Origin of the sequence: uncultured Bradyrhizobium sp. (genome assembly GCF_936943645.1) — a bacterium.
GTDB lineage: Bacteria > Pseudomonadota > Alphaproteobacteria > Rhizobiales > Xanthobacteraceae > Bradyrhizobium.
In genome coordinates, this window is sequence record NZ_CAKZJO010000081.1 from 1 (window position 1) to 23,154 (window position 23,154).

Sequence of the window (23,154 nt, forward strand, 5' to 3'; positions counted from 1 at the left end):
ACGGAATCATCCGGCCGCTTCTCCATCACCACATCGACGATCTGCGGGATGACGTCGCCGGCGCGCTGCACGATGACGAGATCGCCGATGCGGATATCACGACCTTCGCGGAGGAGTTCGCCGGAATTACCGATGCCGCGGACATAGTCCTCATTGTGCAAGGTGGCATTGGTAACCACCACGCCGCCGACGGTGATGGGCACCAGCCGTGCCACTGGGGTTAGCGCGCCGGTGCGGCCGACCTGGATATCGATGGCCGTCAACGTCGTCATCGCCTGCTCGGCCGGGAATTTGTGCGCGATGCCCCAGCGCGGCGTGCGCGAGACGAAGCCGAGACGCTCCTGCCAATCGATGCGGTCGACCTTGTAGACCACGCCGTCGATGTCATAGTCGAGCTCGGCGCGTTCTTCCTCGATGCTCTGATGGAACGCGATCAACTGCTCGACCGAATGGCACAGCTTGGTCAGCGGGTTGGTCTTGAAGCCGCAACGCTCGAACCAGTGGATCATGCCGCTCTGCGTATCCTCCGGCATCGCGCTCATCTCGCCCCAGGCATAGGCGAAGAAGCCCAGGGGACGCGAAGCGGTGATGGTCGGGTCTTTCTGGCGGAGCGAGCCCGCGGCGGAATTGCGCGGATTGGCGAAGATGGTGTCTCCGGCCGCCTTCTGCCGCTCGTTGAGCGCAAGAAAGGCTTTCTTGGTCATGTAGACCTCACCGCGAACCTCGCAGATGTCGGGAATGTTGCGGCCCCTCAGCTTCTGCGGCACGTCCTCGAGCGTGCGGATATTGGCGGTGACATCCTCGCCGACCGCACCGTCGCCGCGTGTCGCCGCAGTCACGAGCTCGCCGCCCTCATAGCGCAGGGACATCGACAGCCCGTCGATCTTCGGCTCGGCGGAGAAATTGATCTTGTCGTCATCGAGCTTCAGGAAACGCACGATGCGGCCGACGAAGTCGCGCACGTCCTCCTCGGCAAAGGCGTTGTCGAGCGACAGCATCGGAACGGAATGCCGCACCTTCTTGAAGCGGCCGGACGGCGCGGCACCGACTTTCTGCGACGGCGAGTCCGCGCTGACGAACTCCGGGAAGCGCTTTTCGATCGCGTTGAAGCGCTGCCGCAGCGCGTCGTACTCGGCGTCGGTGATCGTGGGCGCGTCCTCTTGATAGTAGCGCTCGTTGTGCCCCTCGATTTCGAGCGCCAGCCGCATGTGCTCGACCTTGGCCTGTGCCTTGGTGAGATCGGCGACGTCGCGTGGCGGTGTTGCTTTCGATTTTGCTGCTCTGGCCATGGTGCTTGGATACGACGGAGCGGGCGGAGGGGTAAAGGCGGTTAGTCTCGTGCCCCGGACGCGGCGCAGCGCTTCTTTAGCGGTGCGCTGCAGAGCCGGGGCCGTGGGGCGGGCTTTCTGGGTCCCGGCTCGCGCGACGCGCGTCCGGGACACGAGACCTAACTCGCCGCCTTCAGCAGCCGTTCCGCCGCTGCCCTCGCCTCGGCCGTGATCTCGGCGCCGGCGAGCATCCGCGCGATCTCCTCGCGGCGGTGGTCGGCGGCGAGCGCGTTGACGCGGGTGGCGACGCGCTTGCCCTTGTCGAGGGCGTCCTTGGAGATCAGGAGATGCTGGTCGGCGCGGGCGGCGACCTGCGGGGCGTGGGTCACGGCCATCACCTGGACCTTGCCGGCAAGCCGCGCCAGGCGGGCGCCAATGGCGTCGGCGACCGCACCACCGACGCCGGTGTCGATCTCGTCGAACACCAGGGTCGGCGCCGAGCCGCGATCGGACAGCACCACCTTGAGCGCCAGCAGGAAGCGCGACAGCTCGCCGCCGGAGGCGACCTTCATCATCGGCCCCGGCTTGGTGCCCGGATTGGTCTGCACCCAGAACTCGACCCGGTCGAAGCCCTGCGGCCCCGGTGCGGCCTCGTCGGTCGCGACCTGGGTCATGAATTTGGCACGTTCGAGCTTGAGCGGGGCGAGCTCGGCATTGACGGCTTTGTTGAGCTTCTCCGCCGATTTCTGCCGTGCCAGCGACAGCTTCTTGGCCGCGGCGGCATAGCGGCTATCCGCCTCGATCGCGGCCTGCTCCAGCTTCTTCAGTTGCGAAGCGCCGGCATCGATCAGCACGACGTCGGCGGCATATTTGGCGGCCAGCGCGGCGAGCCCGTCGACCGGCGTCGAATATTTGCGCGACGCCGCACGCAGGGCGAACAGCCGTTCCTCGATACGCTCGAGCTCGGCCGGGTCGAAATCGGTCGCGGCAAGGGCGGCCTGGAGATGCTGGTCGGCCTCCTCCAGCGCGTTGATGGCGGCATCGATCGCTTTCACGGCGGGCTCGACCAGCGCCGGCGAATTGACGCCGCGGCGCTCCAGCCGGCGCACGGCGGCCGCGAGTGTCGCGACCGGCGAATTGTGACCGCCGACCGCCTCCTGCGCCTCGCGCAGGTCGGAGGCAATCTTCTCGCCCTGCATCATGGTGGTGCGGCGATTGGCCAGCAAGGTCTCTTCGCCGTCCTTGGGGGAAAGCTGCTTCAGCTCGGCCGAGGCATGGCGCAGATAGTCGGCCTCGCGCGCGGCACGCTCCATGCCGGCGCGGTGCTCCTCCAGCGCGGTGTTGGCGGTCCGGCGGGCGTCCCAGAGCGCCTCGACCGCGGCGACGTCCTTCTCCAACCCGGCGAAGGCGTCGAGCAGGCGGCGGTGGGTGGCGGCATCGACCAGCGCGCGCTCGTCATGCTGGCCGTGGATCTCGACCAGGGCGGCGCCGACCGCCTTCAGCGTCTGCACGGAGATCGACTGGTCGTTGATGAAGGCGCGGGTGCGGCCGTCGGCGAGCTGCACGCGGCGCAAGATCATCTCGCAAGATTCTTCAACGCTCGTGTCGTCCAGGCCGTTCTCGGCGAGGATCTTCGCCGCGGGGTGATTCTTCGGGATATCGAATACGGCAGTGACCTGCCCCTGCTCCGCGCCGTGGCGCACGAGGCCGGCGTCGCCGCGGCCGCCGAGCGCCAGCGCAAAGGCATCGAGCAGGATGGATTTGCCCGCACCGGTCTCGCCGGTCAAAACCGCAAGTCCGGTGGCGAATTCGATATCGAGCCGTTCGATCAGGACGATGTCACGGATCGACAGACGCGCCAGCATGGAACCCTATTTCCTAGCCGAGACCCATTTTCTTGAAAGTCTTGCTGATCCAGGACCCCTGATTCTCGCTCGGCTCGAGACCGCCGGATTTTACAAGATTATAGGCGTCCTTGTACCAGCGGCTGTCAGGAAAATTGTGGCCAAGCACAGCCGCCGCGGTCTGCGCCTCCCCGACGATGCCGATCGCCATATAGGCTTCGGTCAGCCGGTACAGCGCCTCCTCGACATGGCGGGTGGTCTGATACTGCGTGACGACGGTCTTGTAGCGGTTGATGGCGGCCGTGTAGTCGCGCTTCTGCGCGTAGTAGCGGCCGGTATTCATTTCCTTGCCGGCGAGCTGGTCGCGCGCGCCCTCGATCTTGGCCTTGGCCGACGTCGCGTATTCCGAGTTCGGATATTTGCGCACCACCTCTTCCAGCGCGGCGATCGCCTTCTCGGTGCGGGCCTGGTCGCGGCTGACGTCCGGAATCTGGTCGTAATGGGAGGCGGCGATCAGATATTGTGCGTAGGCCGCGTCCGGGCTGCCGGGATGCAGCGTCACGTAGCGCGTGGCGGCGCCGATGCAGCCGTCGTAATCGCCGCCCTGGTAGGACGCATAGGCGGACATCAGCAGCGATTTACGGGCCCAGTCGGAATAAGGATGCTGGCGGTCGACCTCTTCGAACTTCTTGTTCGCCGCCTTCATGTCCTTCTTCTCGTTCATGAGGTACAGGCCCTCATTGTAGATCTTGTCGGCGGGCTCCTCGACGAAGGTGTCGTCCTTGGCGGTGAACTTGTCCCAGAGCGAGCCGGTGCCGCAGCCGGCGAGCGGCAGCGCGAGCAAGATGAAGGTGACGGCCTGAAGCAGCCCGCGGGCTCGCGACGAGACCGAGAAAAATCCGCGCGTCATACGCTGTGCCGACATGAGTTTAAGCCCTGACGCCCTGTGATGCGGTGCCCGCCAGCCCATGAACCCCGTCACGGGCGCGAAATGTAACCGTGGTGCCTTGCCATGCGACCACGCCGATGTATCCGAAAAGCGATCTTTAACCAACCGGATAGGCAGGCATTTCGCCCGGATTAAGGCGAACTTGCCGCAATCCTAGCTGATCATGGTTACCAGGGGTTTCCCGGGGTAGCGACAGCAAATGCCTGCGACAGCAAGCCTGTCAGGACACGTCCGGCCCGTAGGCCGCGGCGATCCGGCCGCCGACGATTCCGCGGCCGACTTCGCCCACGGGACGCGTGGTGCGGCGGGCCGCCTCGCCCTCGACCACCCGCCAGGCGGTACGGTCGGCGAGCAGCGCGGTCAGGACAGCGTGGTTGAGCTTGTGGCCGCCACGCACCGAACGGTAAGCGCCAAGCAGCGGCAGGCCAGCCAGCGAGAGATCGCCGATCACGTCCAGCACCTTGTGGCGGGCACATTCATCGGCGTAGCGCAGGCCCTCGGGATTGAGGAGCCGTTCGTCGTCGAACACGACGGTGTTGCCGAAGGAAGCACCGCGACCGTAGCCCGCAGCCCAGAGCCGCGCTTGATCGCACATCAGACCGAAGGTCCGGGCACGCGCCACCTCGCGGCGGAACCGCTCCGGCACGAGCTCCAACGCGTAGCTCTGCCGACCAATCACGGGATTGGCAAAGTCGATCTCGACTTCGGCGCGGAAGCCATCGGCGTAGGGCCGCAATTCGCCAAAGGAGTCGCCGATTGCGACCGAGACCAGCTTCAAAACCTGGATGAAGCGGCGCTGCGCCGGTTGGGTGACAATCCCAGCCTGGTCGATCGCCGCGACGAAGGCCGCAGCGCTGCCGTCCATGATCGGCACTTCCGGACCGTCGACTTCGATGGTGGCATTGTCCACGCCCATGCCGCGCAAGGCTGCCAGAACGTGCTCGGCGGTAGAGACGAGCGGTCCCTCGCTGTCGCCCAGCACGGTCGCGAGATCCGTCGCAACCACTTGCCCGGCCGTCGCCTGAACTTCGCGATCACTTCCCTCGAGCCCGGTGCGGACAAAAATAAAACCCGCGTCGACAGGCGCGGGCCCAAGCGTAAGGGTAACGGGAAGACCGGAATGAACGCCAACGCCTGCCACAGAGGCTTGCGCACGAAGCGTTGTTTGCCGGCTAAATTTCATCAGGAACCCGCCCCACTACGACCCACTGCGACTTATACGAGACCCGCTTGGCCGGCCAGTGCCGACGCTTACGAATCTCCGTATCCCCAAGTCACGGCAAACCATAGTCACTGCCTCAAACAGCGCCAACTCACGCTTTTTTACCGATTGTTACCCCAAACCTGCCGTATTCGCGCCAAGGCTTAACCAAATTGCGCCGAGGTTTGGGGCCGTTTCCGGCAGTTCTACTGAACACCCGAATACGTAATTAATGATTTAAAATCAGTTGTTTGGCTGCGCAATCCGGACATGCACGGGACAAAAGGAAAGGCCCCGGCAAGCTTGCTGCCGGGGCCTTTTTGCGTCTGCCTTATTGTAACAATCCTCAGGTCGCCTGCCGCCGCAGGAAGGCCGGGATATCAAGATGGTCGTCACCCTGTGGCGCCGGCGCAACAGGCGCCGGGCGGCCATGCATGTCCAAGCCCTGGGGCGCCGGACGGCGGGCATACTCTGATACCGGCTCGCTCGACGCGATCTGCTGCGCCACAGTCTTCTGCGGCCGGCGCTCGGGCAGCGGCGGCATCGCGGGACCGGCGGTACGGGCGGCAGGCGCCGGCTCGCTTTCCTCGTCACGACGGCCGAGGCCGACATTGGCGAGGCGCTGCAGCAGCGACAGGCGGGTCTTGTGCGTCGGCTCTTCCTCGACCTCGCCGCGGGCCTGGCGAATCTCGGCCTGGGCCTGGATCGGCAGTTCATCGATACGCGGCATCCGGGGCGCGCGGATCGGCCCCCGCTCGGCCTGCGGCGGGATGAAGGTTTCGGGCGTCATCGGCTCCTGCATCGCGAGCGGGGCCTGCTCAGGCTCCGGAAACAGGGTCGGCTTCTGCGCAATCGGACGGACGGTCACGTCGCCATAGGTCTGCGGCGCGGGCGCCTGCGGCACCTCGGCAACGGCAGCCGCGATGGCGGCGAGCGCGGCGCGCTCGACGTTCGGACGGGGCGCCATCGGCGCGGCAGCGACCGGGGCCTGTGCTGCGGGGATCTGCGATTCCAGCTTCTGGGCGCGTTCGGCCAGGCGCTGGTTGTCGGCGCGCAGACGCGCGGTCAGGTCGGCGAGACGGCTCTCGGCGGCTGCGGCCGGAGCTGCGGGCGCCTGCTGCGCCTGCGGCGCGGCGTTCGCGACCGGAGCGGAGGTCGCCTGGCTGTTGCGGGCGATCGCAGCCTGCTCGATGCCGGTGGCGACGACCGAGACGCGGATCAGGCCGTCGAGCGCTTCGTCGAAGGTCGCGCCGACGATGATGTTGGCGTCCTGGTCGACTTCCTCGCGGATGCGGGTCGCGGCTTCGTCGACCTCGAACAGCGTGAGATCCTTGCCGCCGGTGATGGAGATGAGGAGGCCCTTGGCGCCCTTCATCGAGCTGTCGTCGATCAGCGGGTTGGCGATCGCGGCTTCCGCGGCAGTCAGCGCGCGCTTGTCGCCGGAGGCTTCGCCGGTGCCCATCATCGCCTTGCCCATCTCGCGCATGACGGCGCGGACGTCGGCGAAGTCGAGATTGATCAGACCTTCCTTGACCATCAGGTCGGTGATGCAGGCGACGCCCGAGTAGAGCACCTGGTCGGCCATCGCGAAGGCGTCGGCGAAGGTGGTCTTCTCGTTGGCGACCCGGAACAGGTTCTGGTTCGGGATGATCAGGAGCGTGTCCACGACCTTGTGAAGCTCGTTGATGCCGGCTTCAGCCGTGCGCATGCGGCGGCCGCCTTCGAAGTGGAACGGCTTGGTCACGACGCCCACGGTGAGGATGCCCATGTCGCGCGCGGTCTTGGCGATCACGGGAGCAGCGCCGGTGCCGGTGCCGCCGCCCATGCCGGCGGTGACGAACACCATGTTGGCACCCGAGAGATGGTCGCGCAGCTCGTCGATCACCTCTTCCGCCGCCGCCGCGCCGACGTTCGGCTGCGAGCCGGCGCCGAGGCCCTGCGTCACCGCGGTGCCCATCTGCACGATGCGCTGCGCCTTCGACATCGTCAGCGCCTGCGCGTCGGTGTTGGCGACCACGAAGTCGACACCCTGAAGGCCCGCCGTGATCATGTTGTTGACGGCGTTGCCGCCGGCGCCGCCGACGCCGAACACGGTGATCCGGGGCTTCAGTTCGTGAATATCAGGAACGTTGATGCTGATGGTCATGTTTGCCTCTCGATCACGCGCGCGTGGGTTCGCCCCGGCCAGCGGCCGCGGGAGTTGGTGAAAGTCGGGAATTGCGGAATTGAGTCATCAGAAGCCCTCGCGTAGCCATCGTCCGACCTTTCCGAAATAGCCGCCGGTCCCTGTCTTGACCTGCTGCCGCGTATGCCGCGGTTCGACATGTTCGAGGTGAACATATTGCGGGTAGACGAGGAGTCCGGCCGGCACCGCGAACGCGGCGTTCTTCGCCTCGTTCGGCAGCCGGCCGAAGCCGAGCGGACGTCCGACCCGCACGGGCCGGCCGAGAATCTGGGTTCCGAGTTCGACGAGGCCGGTGAGCTGCGAGGCTCCGCCCGAAAGCACGACGCGGCCGTTCGGCTCTGAGGCGAAGGGCGAATCCTTCAGCTTGTCCCGAACCATTTCGAAGACTTCCTCGGCACGGTGCTTGACGATGTTGGCGATGGTGGCGCGGGAAACGATCTGCGGCAGATCCTGCTCGTCACCGGCCGTCGGCACAGACATCAGCTCACGCGAGTCCGATCCGCCGGTGATGACGGTCCCGTATAACGTCTTGATTCGCTCGGCATCGGCAATGGTCGCGGAGAGTCCGCGCGCCAGATCCATCGTGATGTGTTGCCCGCCGACCGCAAAACCCGCCGCATGCACGAAACGGCCGCCGGAATAGACCGCGATCGTTGTGGTGCCAGCGCCCATCTCGACGACGGCAGCGCCGAGATCGGCCTCGTCGTCGGTCAGCACCGACAGGCCAGCCACATAGGGGCTCGCCGCCATGGCTTCGACATTGATGTGGCAGCGCTCCACCGCCAGCATCAGGTTTCGCGCCACGGTGGCGTCGCAAGTGACGACGTTCATATCGATGCCGAATTGATGGGCAACCATGCCGCGGGGGTCGCGGATGCCCTTGACGCCATCGAGCGTGTAGCCGACCGGCAGCGCGTGCAGCACGGTGCGGCCTTCGCCGGTGGCGTGGCGCATGCCGGTGGAGGTGACGCGGCTGACATCGGCCTGCGTCACGGCGCCGCCACGGATGTCCGCGGCAGCCTCGACCAGCTGGCCGGAGAGCCGGCCGCCGGAGACCGAGAGCAGCACGGACTCGACTCGCACCTTGGCCATTTTCTCCGCGAGCGCGACGGCCTGGCGCACCGCCTGCTCGCACTCGCCGAGATCGATCACCGCGCCGGCCTTCATGCCGCGCGACTGGATCTGGCTGTATCCGATCAATTCAACCGCATGGGTGCGGCCGCGCAACGCCTCGCTCGGCGCAGACGGCTTCAGCCGAGCGATCATGCAGGCGATCTTGCTGGTGCCGATGTCGAGGCAGGCGACGAGGCCGCCGCGCTTATGCGGCATCTGGCGGGTCTTCGGCGTCTGGGTGCGATCGAGACCGGTCATGCGGAATCCCCGGTCTTCTTTTTCTTCTTGTCCTTGAACAGATCCTCGCGCGCCTTGGCGGCGTCCTCGGACAGCTGCACCACCAGCCGATCGGGCAGGCGCATGTCGACGGCGACGATGTCGCGGGAGAACAGCCGGTCCTCCTTGTCGAGCTTGGACAGCATCGCAAGCGCGTTGCCGACGTCCTGCTCGGGCAGACGGATGTCGAGGCCGTCCTTCAGCCTCAGATTCCAGCGCCGTTCGCCGACGTAGATCGCCGCCTTCGTCACCGCATTGACCTGCGGATAGCGGGCCAGCAGCGCCAGGAAATCGCGGGCCTGGGTTTCGGCGCCCTTGCCGACCACGAGCGGCAACGTCAGGAAGCGGCGCGAGACATAGGGCTCGAGCACGGCGCCGTCGTCAGCGATGACGGACAGCCTTCCGGCCTCCTGCCACAGCGCGAACGCCTTGCGCTCGGTGAGCTCGATCATGAGGCGGCCCGGATAGAGCTTCAGCACGGTCGCGTCAGCAATCCAGGGATTGGCCTTGAGCTTGTCGCGCACCGCGTCGGCGTCGAGGAACAGCAGCGAGGAGCGGCCGCTGACGCCGCCGATAGCCAGGATCTCGTCCTGGGTGAGCTGCTTGCGGCCGTTGATCACGACCGAGGTGATGCGGAACCCGGCGGAATTGGCCAGCGCGTTGCGGGCGTCGCTCACCGCCGTGATGAAATCCTGGAGATGGCCGCCCCTGACGATGCCGAAGCCGCAGCTGCCGATCAGCAGCAGCACGGTCATGCTGATCCCGACCCGGCGCGGCAGATAGCGCTCGACGAGCGCGACGACGCGCGGCGGCGGCTCGCGCTCGACGACGGCCTTGGCCCGGGCCTTGGTCTTGATCTTGTCCTTGGCGGCGGCGCGCGCTTCGGCGTGCCTGCGGTCGAACTTCTCTTGCATCCACTCGCGCAGAAGCACGACCGCTCCGATCGCGGCCGCCTTCAGGTCAGCTTGGGGCCTCAGCGATCTGAAAAAGGACCGGGTGAGGCTTCCTGCTCCATCCATTGCACGAGCTCGTCAACAGTTTCCCCGCGACATCGCGCGGATCCTGGCGAACATGACGTCTCGGACGTACCGGGTCGGGTGCTGGTCTTCAGCAGAAGAAGCCACTCCCCTTCAAAGCGTGCGCCGGGGGTGACATCACCCGCGACAGCTCACGCGCCGGCAGCCAAAGCGCCATATGCGCCGCCAGCGTTAACCTTCGGACGTCCTGGTAAACAAAAGGTAAAGTTCGTTAACGTCCGGCGCATTTTGCCCCGCTCTGTGAGGCATTTATGCCGCGATGTCCGGCATTTTACCGGTTTTGGACCCCAAACCGGGCCGTTTCGGTGTTCCCGCCGTTAACCAGTCCTAACTATTTCCGGACGCCCCGTTCGGCGAGCTCCACCAGGCCGCGCAGGAAGTCGACGAACTCGATGCCCTCGGCTTTCAGCGCCTTGGGGTAGAGCGAGGACTTGGTCAACCCGGGCAGCGTGTTGGTTTCGAGATAGACGAGGCCCCGGTCCGAGACGATGAAGTCCGACCGGGAATAGCCCGTGCAGGACATCGCGCGGTGCGCCAGCATGGCCTGCTGCTTCAGCGCGGCGGTGATCTCGGGCGGAAAACGCCCGGGGCAGATCTCCTGGGTCGACTTCAGGAGGTATTTTGCGGCGTAGTCGAAATTGCCCTCTCCCGGAATGATCTCGATCGGCGGCAGAGCGATGATCGAGCCGTCGGTGCGCTCCAATACGCCGCAAGTCGCCTCGATGCCGGCGATATAGGGCTCAATCACGTAGTCCTCGTGCTTGGCTGCGTTGCGGACCGCAACCAGGTCCTGCTTGGCGTTGACGAAGATCAGGCCATAACTCGATCCATCGCGCGCCGGCTTTGCGATCAGCCTGCCGTGTTCGGCGAAGGCCGCGTCGAGGTGGTCCAGCGCGATGTTTGCCGGCGGCGTCACGCCGCCGAGCGCGGCAAAATGCTTGGCCGCGATCTTGTCGAAGGCGAGATGCGAGGAAGCCGAGCCCGAACCGGTGAAGGGCACGCCGCGCGCCTCGCACATCACCTGCAATTCGCCGTTCTCGGCACGCCCACCATGCAGGCCGAGCACGAGCACGCGACCTTCTGCCTTGGCCCGGTCGAGCGCCTGCTCCAGCGGAATGCCTGACGTTCCCGGCCTGAACTCGTCCTCGAACGGACGGGCATGTTCGAGCAGCTGCTTGGACTGCACCACATGCACCTTGTCCTCGACGTCCCACCACCAGAGATCAGCCTCGGGCAGTGCGTGATGCAGCGCCTGGGCCGAAGCGACCGAAACCAGACGCTCCCGGTTGGAGCCGCCGAAGAGGATGGTGATGCGCATGTCTTCAGTTACCTATCAGTTGTCATTCCGGGATGCGCCGTAAGGCGCAGGCCCGGAATCCATACTCCCGATCGTGGTTATGGATTCCGGGCTCTCGCTTCGCGAGCACCGGAATGACGGTGGTCATGAAACCCCGATCCGCTTGATTTCCCAGTGTAGCTCAATTCCGGAATTTGCCTTCACCCGTTCGCGCACGGTCTCGCCCAGCGCCTCGATGTCCTGCGCGGTGGCATCGCCGGTGTTGATCAGGAAATTGCAGTGCATCTCCGAGACCTGCGCGCCGCCGACGCGCAAGCCGCGGCAGCCGGCAGCGTCCACCAGCTTCCAGGCGGAATGGCCGGGCGGATTCTTGAAGGTCGAGCCGCCGGTCTTCTCGCGGATCGGCTGCGCGGTCTCGCGGTGGTTTTGCACCTCCGCCATGCGCGCGCGGATCGTCTCGGCATCTTTGATCTCGCCGCGAAAGCGCGCGGAAGTGAAGATGATGGAGGGATCGACGCCGCTGTTGCGATAGACGAATTTCATGTCGGCGTTGGAGAACACGTGCATGGCGCCGTCGCGCCCGACGCCCCTCGCCTCGACCAGCACGTCCTTGGTCTCGCCGCCATTGGCGCCCGCGTTCATGCGCAGCGCGCCGCCGATGGTGCCGGGAATGCCGAAGTAGAATTCGAGCCCGCCGATATTGGCGGAGGCCGCGACTTCCGCCACGCGCTTGTCGAGCGCCGCCGCGCCTGCGGTGACGACATCGCCGCTCGCACTCGCCTCACCAAAGGCACGCGGCGCAAGCCGGATCACGACGCCCGCAATGCCGCCGTCGCGGACGATGAGGTTGGAGCCGACGCCGACGACATGGACAGGGATTTCGGGCGCGAGACGCGCAAGGAAATAAGCGAGATCGTCCTCATCCGCCGGCGTGAACAGCACCTGCGCCGGACCACCGACGCGAAACCAGGTGAGCTCGGCCAGCGACTGGTTGGCCAGCAGCCGCCCGCGAAGTTCAGGCATCGCGGCCTTGAGAGAGGGGGTGATGTCGGGAAAGGTCACCACGTCACCTCATGTGAGGGACGAAAGCTTTCTCCGTTCCCTCCCCCCTTGTGGGGAAGGGGCAGGGAGGGGGGTAGCCCCAAGCAAGATCGGAGTTTGTGGCTACCCCTCTCCCCCGCCCTCACCCACAAGGGGGGAGGGAGCGCAGTTTGCCGTGCGGGCTGCAGGCCGTTCATCGGCATGCTCACTCCAGCGCCTTCAACTGGTCCGGCAGCGCGTACGCCCATTGCGTGATATTGCCCGCGCCGAGGCACACCACGAGATCGCCGCTCCTGGCGATGCCGTGGACGATCTTGGCCAGCTCGCCGGCATTGGGCAGCGGCACCACCTCGCGATGCCCGTGGGCGCGCAGGCCTTCGACGAAATGATCGCGGTCGATGCCCTCGATCGGCGCTTCGCCGGCGGCATAGACGTCGGCAACGACGACCGCGTCGGCGTCGTTGAAGCAGGTGCAGAATTCCTCGAACAGCGATTGCAGGCGGGTATAGCGATGCGGCTGCACCACGGCGATCACCTTGCCGGTGTAGGAATCGCGCGCCGCCTTGAGCACGGCCGCGATCTCCACGGGGTGATGGCCGTAATCGTCGATGACGGTAACGCCGTTCCATTCGCCGGTCTTGGTGAAGCGGCGCTTGACGCCGCCGAAGCCGGCCATCGCCTTGCGGATCGCTTCGTCCGACACGCCGAGCGTATGCGCGACTGCAATCGCCGCCGTCGCGTTCGAGGCGTTGTGCCGGCCCGGCATCGGCAACGCGAGATCGGCGATCTCATGCGTGGTCCCGGCCTTTCGATCGCGGATCACGACCTTGAACTTCGAGCCGCCGCCGCCCGCGGTGAGATCGACCAGCCGCGCATCGGCCTGCGGATTCTCGCCATAGGTGATGATGCGGCGATCCTCGATCTTTCCGACGAGGCTCTGCACCACGGGATGATCGATGCACATCACGGCAAAGCCGTAGAACGGCAGGTTCTCGACGAAATGGCGGAACGCGTCCTGCACGGCCTCGAAGGTCTTGAAATGGTCGAGATGCTCGGGGTCGACATTGGTGACGATCGCGACATCGGTCGGCAGCTTCAGGAATGTGCCGTCGCTCTCGTCGGCCTCCACCACCATCCAGTCACCGGCACCAAGCCGCGCGTTGGAGCCGTAGGCGTTGATGATGCCGCCATTGATGACGGTCGGATCGAGGCCGCCGGCATCGAGCAGCGTTGCGACCATCGTGGTCGTCGTGGTCTTGCCGTGCGTGCCGGCAATGGCGACGCAGCTCTTCAGCCGCATCAGCTCGGCCAGCATCTCGGCACGGCGCACCACGGGAATGCGGCGCTCGCGCGCCGCCACCAGTTCCGGATTGTCACGCTTGATCGCGGTGGAGACCACGACGACCTCGGCGCCGTCGACATTCTCGGCCTTGTGGCCGACCGACACCTTCGCGCCCTTCTTGCGCAGACGGTCGAGATTGTAATTGTCGGAGGCGTCCGAGCCCTGCACGGCATAGCCGAGATTGACCAGCACCTCGGCGATGCCGCTCATGCCGATCCCGCCGATCCCGACGAAGTGGATGGGTCCGATCTCACGCGGCAGTCTCATGCTCTGTTCCCTGACCTCGCCGCCTTGCAGAGGCGGCATCTGGCGAAGGTCGCAGCCAAATCAGCCACGTGCCCTTCCCACTGGATGCCCCGCTTTGAGAGGCCAAGACAAGGGCTTTTTCGCGTCAGATTCCCGCGACCTTGACCACGAGATCGGCGAGCCGCTCGGCCGCATCGAGCCGGCCGGCACTGCGGGCGGCCGCGGCCATGGCGGCAAGGCGCGCAGGCTCGGCGGCGAACGCGGAGATCTCGGCGGCGAGACGATTGGGTGTGAACTCGGTCTGCGGGATGCGGATCGCGCCGTCGACCTTGACCAGCACGCCGGCATTGGCGAACTGATCCTGATCGATCGAACCGGGCAGCGGCACCAGGATCGAGGGCCGGCCGATCGCGGCGAGCTCGGCCACCGTGCCGGCGCCGGAGCGCGATACCACGAGATGATTGGCAGCGAGCCGCGCCGGCAGATCGGTGAAGAACGGCGCAAGCTCCACCTTGATCTTGAGCCTGTCGTAGACCGCCCGCACCCGCGCCATGTCCTCGTCGCGCACCTGCTGGGTCAGGATCAGCCGGCCCCACAGCGCGGGCTCGAGCCGCTCGATGGTATCCGGCACGATGTCGGCCATGATGCGCGCGCCCTGGCTGCCGCCGACGACGAGCAGACGCAGCGGTCCGTTCACCTCGGGTGCGGCATAGGGTACAGCGGCAGCAGAGAGAACCGCGGGCCGCATCGGCGTGCCGACCGTGGTGGTCTTAGCCGAGAGCGCCGGATCGCGGTCGAGCACGCCGGGCAAGGACGTCGCGATGGCGCGCACGCGGCTCGACAGGAACCGGTTGGCGCGGCCGAGCACGGCGTTGGCATCGTGGATGATGCCGGGCACACCGGCGAACTTCGCCGCGACCAGCGGCGGTAGCGTCGGATAGCCGCCGAAGCCGACGACGGCGACGGGCTTCAGGCGCTTGATCAGCGCGTAGGCGGACAGCGTGCCGGCGGCGAGCGTGAGCCCGGCATAGGCGAGCTGGAACGGATTGCGGCCGCGCGCGGTCTCGCTCGAGACAACGTCGATCATGTCCTTGCTGAACAGCCCGCTGTAGCGCAACGCGCGCTCATCCGTGACGAGGCGAACCCGAAAGCCGCGGCGGATCAATTCGACGCCAAGCGCCTCGGCCGGAAACAGATGGCCGCCGGTGCCGCCCGCGGCGAGAAGAATCAGGGGGGAGGAAGTGTCCATGGATGGGCCTTTTACAAGGTCTTTCCCGTCATTGCGAGCCAAGCACGATGGCACTCGTGCCCCGGGCGCAGCGCAGGTGCGCCGCCCTTCGCGGTGTAGTGCGCTGCTGAACCGGGGCCCATTCCTTCTGCGGATGTTTGCGGCATTCTGGGTCCCGGATCTGCGCTTCGCTTGTCCGGGACACGAGACGTCACGCGTAACTGCGCATCGCCTCGGCGTGGCCGCTGGCCTCGACCTCGGTGCGCGGGCGCAGCCGTGTCAGCGCCAGCATCATGCCGACACCATAGGCAAGCGACACGATCGAGGAGCCGCCGTAGGAGATGAAGGGCAGCGTCATGCCCTTGGCGGGGATCAGTTGCAGGTTCACGGACATGTTGATCGCCGCCTGCACGCCGAACAGAATCGCAAGCCCCGATGCGGCAAAGCGCGAGAACATGTCTTCATTGGCATAGGCGCGCGACAGCGTCCGGATCACGACGAAGGCGAACAGCGCCAGCATGGCCAGGCACAGGATGATGCCGAACTCTTCGGCGGCCACCGCGAACACGAAGTCGGTATGGCTGTCCGGCAGGCTGCGTTTTGCAATGCCCTCGCCCGGCCCGAGCCCAAACCAGCCGCCGTTGTAGAAGGCCTCCATGGCGGTATCGACCTGGAAGGTGTCGCCGGAGGCCGGGTTCATGAAGCGCTTGATGCGCCCCGCCACGTGCGGGACGAACAGATAGGCGCTGAACAGGCCGGCGGCGCCGAGACCTGCGAGACCGAACACCCAGATCATGCGCATACCCGCGATGAAGAACAGCGAGCCCCACACCATCAGGATCAGCATGGTCTGGCCGAAGTCCGGCTCCATCACCAGCAGCGAGACCAGCATCAAGAGCAGCACCAAAGCCATCGTGGTCGCCGGCATCTCCGGCCGCTTGGTCGATTCCGCAAACAGCCAGGCGGCGATCACGACGAAGGACGGTTTTGCGATTTCGGAGGCCTGGATGTTGACGCCGAGCAGCGTGATCCAGCGCCGCGAGCCCTTCACCTCGGGGCCGATCGCGAGCGTCAGCACGATCAGGATGATGCTGGCCGCGAAGATGATCAGCGCCGAGCGGCGGATCGACCGCGGCGACAGGAAGGAGACCCCGAGCAGCACCAGGCAGGACGGGAGAAGGAACATCACGTGGCGGCTGAAGAAGTGGAACGGATCGAGCCCGATGCGGGTCGCAACCGGCGGGCTCGCCGCCAGCGACAGGATCACGCCGGTCAGCATCAGGGCCAGGATGGCGCCCATCAGCGGCTTGTCGACGGTCCACCACCACTCGGAAAAGGGGGTGCGTTCTTCACGGGAGAGCATGGGCGGCCGCTTTCGGACAGAGGTCCGTCCATTGGTCGCCGAGGTTGGTTACCGGAGGGTTAAGGAAACTAAGAAGACCGTCAAATCAATGGGGATCGTCAAGGCGACGTCAAACAGAAGCAGGCTTGATAAATAAAGGTGGGCTTGCCTGATAGCCAGCGGGCAAACCTTTGAACATCGGCTCCTTACCAGCGGGAAAATCCGTCAACGCACCCTTGCCTTGCTGATGCTCCCACAAATTTCTTACGGGCAGCTCTATGACCTGCGAGGTAACCAGCCCCGCGCCGCAATGCTGATATATTGTTCGCTGTTGAGGCCGATAATACGGCGATACAGCTAAAGATCCCCCGAAGTAGCCTGTGTTGCAGACGACAACGTTGCAAAAGATCATCCGCGACAAAGCCTCGGCCGCATGCTCGAAAGAATTCGTATCTCTGTTGTACGCGAGAATAAACAGATGCTGTATCTGCTCTCGATACGCAGCCACCCGTTCAAGGTCGAGAAAGTCGTAGCAAATCGCCACCCCAAATCGCCCCACCTCGCCACCATCAAAAATCCAGACTGATCGATCTCCCTGAAAGTCAAATCCTTGCCCGGCGAGATATTTTCCTTCTTGGTTCGAGCAAAATGTCTTGCCTATGTATCGAGCCGTCGTCGTCGCAGATATCTTCTTATCTTTCCATCTATCGGGAACAATGATGATGGCCTCGTTTGCCGCCGTCGAAATATGTCCTTGGGATGACTGACGATAATCCAAGCCCGCAATGATGATGCTCGACATTGACTTTGCCATTCTACGAAGAGTCGGGACGAAACCTCGGGGAACAGCGAGCTCTGGTAGTAATATAATGTCCGGAACTGGCTGGGTTTGCTTGAAACCCGCAATAAATCTCTTGATTTCAGCTATCGCTTGATCCTCTTCAGCTTGCGTCATCTTTGGCCCAGAGATCCAAGCCGCATTCGAATCGAGTGAAGTCTGAATTAGTCCTATGCGAAGCCATTCTGCCATAACGGTCGCGTCGACGCTCATGGCTCGTCTTCCTCTTCGATCACCGAAAATGTCGATTGCGCCAACTGGCCTATATTCGCAGGTATTAGCTGCCTTGGATGATGGTTTAATACGGTCACTTGCCGATCTTCCAGCACTCTCTGCCCAAGGCGCAAAGCCCTGTCGAAATCGTTGATTGTTCGGATCATGGGAGGATCGAGCAGCGTGTCATTTGCTTGAAGACCGCCAAACAAAGTCGGAAATATCGGCATCAGCAGCGTCTCTTTATTGCGCACGCCAAGAGTTGCCTCCAGAATTGCTAAGGTGATCGACGAAATGCGCAGGTCCTCAAGCTCAGACCTGACGAGAGTTATCGTTGCTCGTTCCTCACCTCGAATGTTCCAAATTGCAGGGAATACAAAACTCTGCCTGAGCAGACCCCAAAGAATCTGGGCGACACCTCTCACGCGCAAGAACCCCCTACTCTCGGCGCTTGAGGAAGGATGCAATCTAAAATCATCGATGCGACCGTTCGAGAGGCGCACCTTTGAACGTCTCACCTGCGCCCGCCAGCTTTGCCAAGTCCAAATTTGCTCAGATTGACGCGCCGTTGGGTGTTGACCGAACCAATCCAACGGCACCAGGATGTTCTCGGGGTGAACCACTTCCAGTCGCTCGACTGAAGCGAAAGCCTCAAGCAGCGGCTCGGTCATCTGCCGAACTATTTCCAAGGCAGTCCATTCGCCGGCCCGCGGGTCATTCCCATTCAATGTAGCTGTGAATCCGACCCATTGGCCCAACGTTGCATAGCCTTTTGGCGCTCCAGCTAACGCTCTTCTGACCTGCCTAAACGGCTTTGTGTCTGATCTTAACGCCTCGAAAGCCTTTTGATTAGCCCGCGCTGCATCGAGCAACCAGCCTGAATCATCATCGTTTATTAAGCGCGGGTTCTGCTCAAGAGCGGCCCACCCTTGGCGGGTTAAATGCGTCGGAAATCGACGCAGGCTACTCCAATCAGAGCGATCGGCGGGGTCGTGCGAGCCGGCTGCCGCGGCCCATACAGGGCTGGGATCGTTTGACCTCGTTGCTAGAAATGATTGACCCCAATGAACCCAAACACCGATGGGATAGCCAGTTTCCTTACGCCAGAGAATTGATGCGCTCCCCCAACCTAGCCCCATTACTCGATCGGCCAAGCGATCAAGCTCTTGACTTCGGACACTATCTACTCCGGCAGTCACCGCTGCTGCAGATCTAAGGCCGGCTTGAAAGCAGCGTAACGCGTCAAGCTGAAAAAACTCTGGATGTCGCGAAAGTACGCCAACTTGATCGACAAACAGATCGATCTTGAATTTTAGAATAGAGTCGAGAAATTCCTGAGCAGCTCGGATTTGCCGCTGCAAGAGATCGGGCCTAGTCAAGTCGCTACCAGCGACAACAACGAGCTTGGAAATTGCGTGCAGCGTTAAGGCGCTAAGGTAGCGTTTAAGCAGATAGTTCGCCCCGGTTGCATGCTCTTCCATCCACTGGCCAAGAGAAGAGAACACATCATAGCCCGTGGCTTTTCCGTATTCGAGCAACCGGATCAGCAGACGCACCTTATCCGGGTGTTCGGCGAACGCTTGGAAAAGCAAGGAAAAGTAGTGCCGACAATGCTTCTTCCAACGCTCCTCATCGCTTGTCGAATAGACGTGAACGGCAATTGGAAAGCCCATGGAAGACTGCTCAGGTCCCGGGCCCTCTTTTCTGGGAGCCATTTGCGCCCTAAGCGCCTCCACGAGCTCAGGGCTGGTGTGGAATATTGCCGGAGCCAGGGCCGTAATTCGACCCGCGGCAAATGCTGCTCGTGTGTCCGCTCTGACCTCTCTCTCCGGAATATTTGCGAGCAATAGCCACTCCAATTGCTCCAAGCGTTGAAGCTTTACGTCGTCCGATAAAGTGTCGAAATCTGCTGCTGCGAGCAACGACACCTGGGCCAGCGTTCGAGTAAGAAGCTTGTTGGGTCGACGCCCGTCTATCTCGCAATCTTTCCTAACCTCATTGTAGCTGCTCGATCTTGCTTCAGGCCCTACACTCGAAGTACCGACAATGTTCGATAGGCCGGGAGGATCGTACTTGTCGCGAGCAATCTGCGCACCCACTCCATGACGGATCAGAAGATCGCGATAGGCCTCGATTCTCTCGACTAGCGTTTCAAAACTGAACGCCAGAATTGAATGGTCATCCACGAACCGGAACTGCGCAAAATCTCTCTTAGCCGAGACGTCGGTCTCCACATCGTGGTCAACGGGAAGCAGAGCGACGTTGGCCAAAAATCCCGCAACCATTAGACCAGTCGGCAGCCCCGAAAACTGGCCGGAGAGCGTCGGCGGATCGACTGCCGCTTTCATTGAATCTGAGAGGCCATCGGTCCGGACCTCAAACTGCAACATTCTCTCGACGAAAGTCCTAAAATCGCTATCTGATGAGAATTCCGGGAGATATCGATCTAGCACCGCCGAGATCGACGCTAGCCGGATCGAGGGATAAAATTTCTCCAGGTCAAACGACGCATAGTACAGGTTTGCCCCTGCTCGTTCCAACCCACGAAAATTCCAGAAGTTGTCTTCAAGGTACGACAATCGATCCGTAACTTTAGAAAACTCGATCGCGTGATATAGCGCTTGTTGATCCCCTTGATCGAGTTCATCAACATTGATTGAACCGGTGGCCATCTTTCTCGCGGTGAGCGAAACATGACGCCTGAAGAGCGGCCAACTGTGCTTGAATTTCCTATACAAATTTGAGGTCGTATGCCGATACGGTCCTATGCGTAGGTGATGGTGAACGCTGTCAGAATTGTCGTACCACGCAGAACGATACAAGCGATGACCGTAGCTCCAAGACGGCATCAACCGATCCAAGCTTGGTCCGATTACATTTACAATCGCGATCCAAGCCACTTGATCGCGAACAGCGAGTTGAAAGCTCTGGCGCATTCGAGGCTTACCGTCAGAGTCGGGCCGCTTGGGCTGAGGCAAAAGACGTATCGGAGTCGTGCGGAACTTCCCCTGTCGGATTTCGCGCGACATTCGCCCAAGCTCAGCATCCAGATTCAACTCGAAAGCAGCAACCTCCGCCTGGTCATGGAGCGCATCGGAAGCCTGATATAAATGCCTGGCCTTTCGCCAGGCCCAAATCAAATTCTCAGGCAGCAGAACAAGATCAATGAAGCGCAAAAAAGCCACCATTATTTTCGCGAAAGAATGAGATGGTCGCTCACGTCCTTTATGCCCGCAGGCCACTTCTGAACGACTACGTCGATTCCCAGCCTTGAAAGCTGCTCTAGTAAACGCTGTCCCATCGATCTGCCGGCTCGATCGTTATCCGACAAGATGCAAACAGTTCGATTCCTTAGCAGCTCGATACAATCCGGGGGCATTTGAGCACCAGCGCCCAGTAAAGCGAATGCGGGACGGTTAAGTTCGTACGCGGACAAAACATCCGTCACCCCCTCGCATAGAAAGACATTGCCGGCCCGACGAAGCACATCAACATTATAAATCGGCGGCCTCAGCCCGCTGAGAACGATCCATCGCCGGACCTTTGGTGGGGGGCTACCTAGAGCACGTGCCTGCAGATATCTGCATGCGCCGCCGTCTAAAAATGGAAATACCAAATAGCCAGATGGAAAGACGAGTCTCGCATGGGTCCTCCCTACCAACATTCCACACTTGTGCAGACGTTCAATGCCGAAATATTTCTGGGCTTCGATCATCAGCTCTGTGGCGTCACCAATCTGCCCCACCTGGAACGCGCGAATGGTTGCGTCGCCAATTCTCCGGCCGAGCAGATAATTTCGACCGGATTCGAGTAGAGGGCTTTGCTGAACTATCCAGTCGTACACCTCCGCGTCTGCAGAATAGTCTGATTGCACCGCGTCCTTGGGTTTTGGCTCCTGTACTATGGTTCGCTTCGGAAGCCGAGTGGGCAATCCACCGACGTACCTATCCCGTAGCCATTTGGAGGCCGTAAGGAAATTCCAATTGTTCACGTTCATCGTGAGATCGATTACTGAGCCGCCTCGGCCACATCCGTAACACTTCCATGTGTTCGTCTTTACATACAGGTGGAAGGAAGGATCTGAGTCGCGATGATCGGGAAAGGGACAATTCGCGACGCCACGCCGCAGACGAATCCCGAAATCAGCAGCGACAGTTAAAATAGGTACGCGCCGGATTTCCTCGATGTCTAGGCGTTGAGTTGGCAACCTATGCCGGCCGTTCCTCTGCATGCCCACCTCGGATGGACGACTACCACCGCGTGCACTTTAGAAACAAAATTCTCAAAAATAGCAATCATCTCAAAGTTTAAGACCGAAGGTAGGCCTTTCCGCCTCACACCACCGGCTTCACGCCCGACAGCGCCTGCACCAGCTCGCGGAACTTGGTGCCGCGGATCTCGAAATTGCGGTACTGGTCGAAGGAGGCGCAGGCCGGCGACAGCAGCACGACGGCGTCAGTGAGGCCCGCGGCTTCCGCATCGCGCGCGGCGTGTTCGACGGCGACGTCAAGGGTCTGGCTGATCTCGTGCGCGACCGTGCCCAGCGTGCCCGAAAACTCCTGCGCGGCCTCGCCGATCAGATAGGCTTTTCGGATACGCGGGAAGAAACCCGTGAGGCTCGTAATACCGCCCGCCTTGGGCTTGCCGCCGGCGATCCAGAAGATGTCCGCAAAGGACGACAGCGCATGCGCGGTGGCATCGGCGTTGGTGCCCTTGGAATCGTTGACGAACAGCACATTGCCGCGGCGGCCGACCTGCTCCATGCGGTGCGCGAGGCCGGGGAAGCTGCGCAGGCCGTTCTGGAGCACATCGCGGCTGATGCCCATCGCGAGCGCGGCTGCGGCGGCGCAGGCTGCGTTCTGCGCGTTGTGCTGGCCGCGCAGCGAGCCGATGCCGCCGAGCGCGGCGATCTCGCTGCGCGCGCCGCCCGCAGTGCGCACGATATTGCCGTGCTCGACATGGATGCCTGAGGCCAGCGGGTTCTTGACGGAGATGCGCACCACGGTCTTGCCGGCCCGGTCGAGCCGGTCGGCAATGTCGCGACAGAAGCCATCGTCGACGCCGACGATCGCGGTGCCGCCGTCCTGCACGCCCGCGACGAGGCGCTCCTTCACCGCGGCATAATGTTCGATGGTGCCGTGGCGGTCGATATGGTCTTCGCTGACATTGAGCAGGATGCCGACGGAGGGATCGAGCGAGGGCGTGAGGTCGATCTGGTAGGACGACATCTCGATGACGTGGACGCGGCCCATGCGCGGCGGCTCCAGCGACAGGATCGCGGTGCCGATATTGCCGCCCATCTGGGTGTCGTAGCCGGCGACCTTGGTGAGATGCGCGATCAGCGCCGTCGTGGTCGACTTGCCGTTGGTGCCGGTGATGGCGACGAACGGCGCGTTCGGTGCATGACGGCGACGCTCGCGGCAGAACAGCTCGATGTCGCCGATCACCTCGCAGCCTGCCTCGCGCGCCTTCAGCACGCTCCAATGCGGCACCGGATGGGTCAGAGGCACGCCGGGCGCGAGAACGAGCGCGGCAAAATTCGCCCAGGACACGTTGCGCAAATCCGCCGTGATGAACCCGGCCTGCGCGGCCTTGGCGACGTTCTCGGCATTGTCGTCGGCCGCGATCACCTCGGCACCGCCGGCCTTCAGCGCGTGGCAGGAGGCAAGCCCCGAGCCGCCGAGACCGAACACCGCGACCGTCTTGCCGGCGAAGGAGGTGACGGGGATCATCG

At 63.1% G+C, this 23,154-nt stretch carries 16 protein-coding genes; all 16 read right to left on the reverse strand.

Annotation, left to right across the window (positions count from 1 at the left end; all coding sequences use genetic code 11):
* Positions 1–1,289: NAD-dependent DNA ligase LigA (gene ligA / locus Q0743_RS21680; protein WP_298243522.1), on the reverse strand; the 1,289-nt coding region annotated here is incomplete at its 3' end.
* Between the two features lie 158 nt (positions 1,290–1,447).
* Positions 1,448–3,133 (reverse strand): DNA repair protein RecN, encoded by a 1,686-nt coding sequence (gene recN, locus Q0743_RS21685; RefSeq protein ID WP_298243523.1) that lies wholly within the window; start codon positions 3,131–3,133, stop codon positions 1,448–1,450.
* A gap of 13 nt (positions 3,134–3,146) precedes the next feature.
* On the reverse strand, positions 3,147–4,037 hold the full coding sequence (locus Q0743_RS21690; protein ID WP_298243524.1) for an outer membrane protein assembly factor BamD: 891 nt from the start codon (positions 4,035–4,037) through the stop codon (positions 3,147–3,149).
* 244 nt (positions 4,038–4,281) lie between these two features.
* The gene (gene lpxC / locus Q0743_RS21695) at positions 4,282–5,244 is read right to left on the reverse strand and encodes a UDP-3-O-acyl-N-acetylglucosamine deacetylase (RefSeq protein ID WP_298243525.1); all 963 of its coding nucleotides are present in this window, start codon (positions 5,242–5,244) and stop codon (positions 4,282–4,284) included.
* A gap of 364 nt (positions 5,245–5,608) precedes the next feature.
* Positions 5,609–7,408 (reverse strand): cell division protein FtsZ, encoded by a 1,800-nt coding sequence (gene ftsZ / locus Q0743_RS21700; RefSeq protein ID WP_298243526.1) that lies wholly within the window; start codon positions 7,406–7,408, stop codon positions 5,609–5,611.
* Positions 7,409–7,495: 87 nt separating this feature from the next.
* A complete protein-coding gene (gene ftsA, locus Q0743_RS21705) occupies positions 7,496–8,818 on the reverse strand; it encodes a cell division protein FtsA (RefSeq protein WP_097663106.1) in 1,323 nt (440 codons plus the stop codon).
* Positions 8,815–9,855 carry a cell division protein FtsQ/DivIB gene (locus Q0743_RS21710; RefSeq protein ID WP_298243527.1) on the reverse strand — a complete coding sequence of 347 codons (1,041 nt, stop codon included), beginning with the start codon at positions 9,853–9,855 and terminating at the stop codon, positions 8,815–8,817. The genes ftsA and Q0743_RS21710 overlap by 4 nt, the downstream gene beginning before the upstream one ends.
* A gap of 349 nt (positions 9,856–10,204) precedes the next feature.
* Positions 10,205–11,191: a D-alanine--D-alanine ligase gene (locus Q0743_RS21715; RefSeq protein ID WP_298243528.1), complete on the reverse strand. Its 987-nt coding sequence runs from the start codon at positions 11,189–11,191 to the stop codon at positions 10,205–10,207.
* A gap of 123 nt (positions 11,192–11,314) precedes the next feature.
* Complete coding sequence (gene murB / locus Q0743_RS21720; RefSeq protein ID WP_298243529.1) at positions 11,315–12,232, reverse strand: UDP-N-acetylmuramate dehydrogenase; 918 nt, start codon at positions 12,230–12,232, stop codon at positions 11,315–11,317.
* A 184-nt stretch (positions 12,233–12,416) separates the two neighbouring features.
* Positions 12,417–13,820, reverse strand: a complete 1,404-nt coding sequence (gene murC, locus Q0743_RS21725; RefSeq protein ID WP_298243530.1) for a UDP-N-acetylmuramate--L-alanine ligase — start codon at positions 13,818–13,820, stop codon at positions 12,417–12,419.
* 124 nt (positions 13,821–13,944) lie between these two features.
* Positions 13,945–15,048: an undecaprenyldiphospho-muramoylpentapeptide beta-N-acetylglucosaminyltransferase gene (gene murG / locus Q0743_RS21730; RefSeq protein ID WP_298243531.1), complete on the reverse strand. Its 1,104-nt coding sequence runs from the start codon at positions 15,046–15,048 to the stop codon at positions 13,945–13,947.
* Positions 15,049–15,238: 190 nt separating this feature from the next.
* Positions 15,239–16,390 (reverse strand): putative lipid II flippase FtsW, encoded by a 1,152-nt coding sequence (gene ftsW / locus Q0743_RS21735; protein ID WP_298243532.1) that lies wholly within the window; start codon positions 16,388–16,390, stop codon positions 15,239–15,241.
* Positions 16,391–16,499: 109 nt separating this feature from the next.
* Positions 16,500–17,420, reverse strand: a complete 921-nt coding sequence (locus Q0743_RS21740; RefSeq protein WP_298243533.1) for a hypothetical protein — start codon at positions 17,418–17,420, stop codon at positions 16,500–16,502.
* A complete protein-coding gene (locus Q0743_RS21745) occupies positions 17,417–20,608 on the reverse strand; it encodes a hypothetical protein (protein ID WP_298243534.1) in 3,192 nt (1,063 codons plus the stop codon). Before Q0743_RS21745 ends, Q0743_RS21740 begins: the two co-directional genes overlap by 4 nt.
* Complete coding sequence (locus Q0743_RS34290) at positions 20,608–21,651, reverse strand: CHC2 zinc finger domain-containing protein (protein WP_367184930.1); 1,044 nt, start codon at positions 21,649–21,651, stop codon at positions 20,608–20,610. The genes Q0743_RS21745 and Q0743_RS34290 overlap by 1 nt, the downstream gene beginning before the upstream one ends.
* Positions 21,652–21,754: 103 nt before the next feature.
* A complete protein-coding gene (gene murD, locus Q0743_RS21750) occupies positions 21,755–23,152 on the reverse strand; it encodes a UDP-N-acetylmuramoyl-L-alanine--D-glutamate ligase (protein ID WP_298243535.1) in 1,398 nt (465 codons plus the stop codon).
* Positions 23,153–23,154 lie beyond the last annotated feature (2 nt).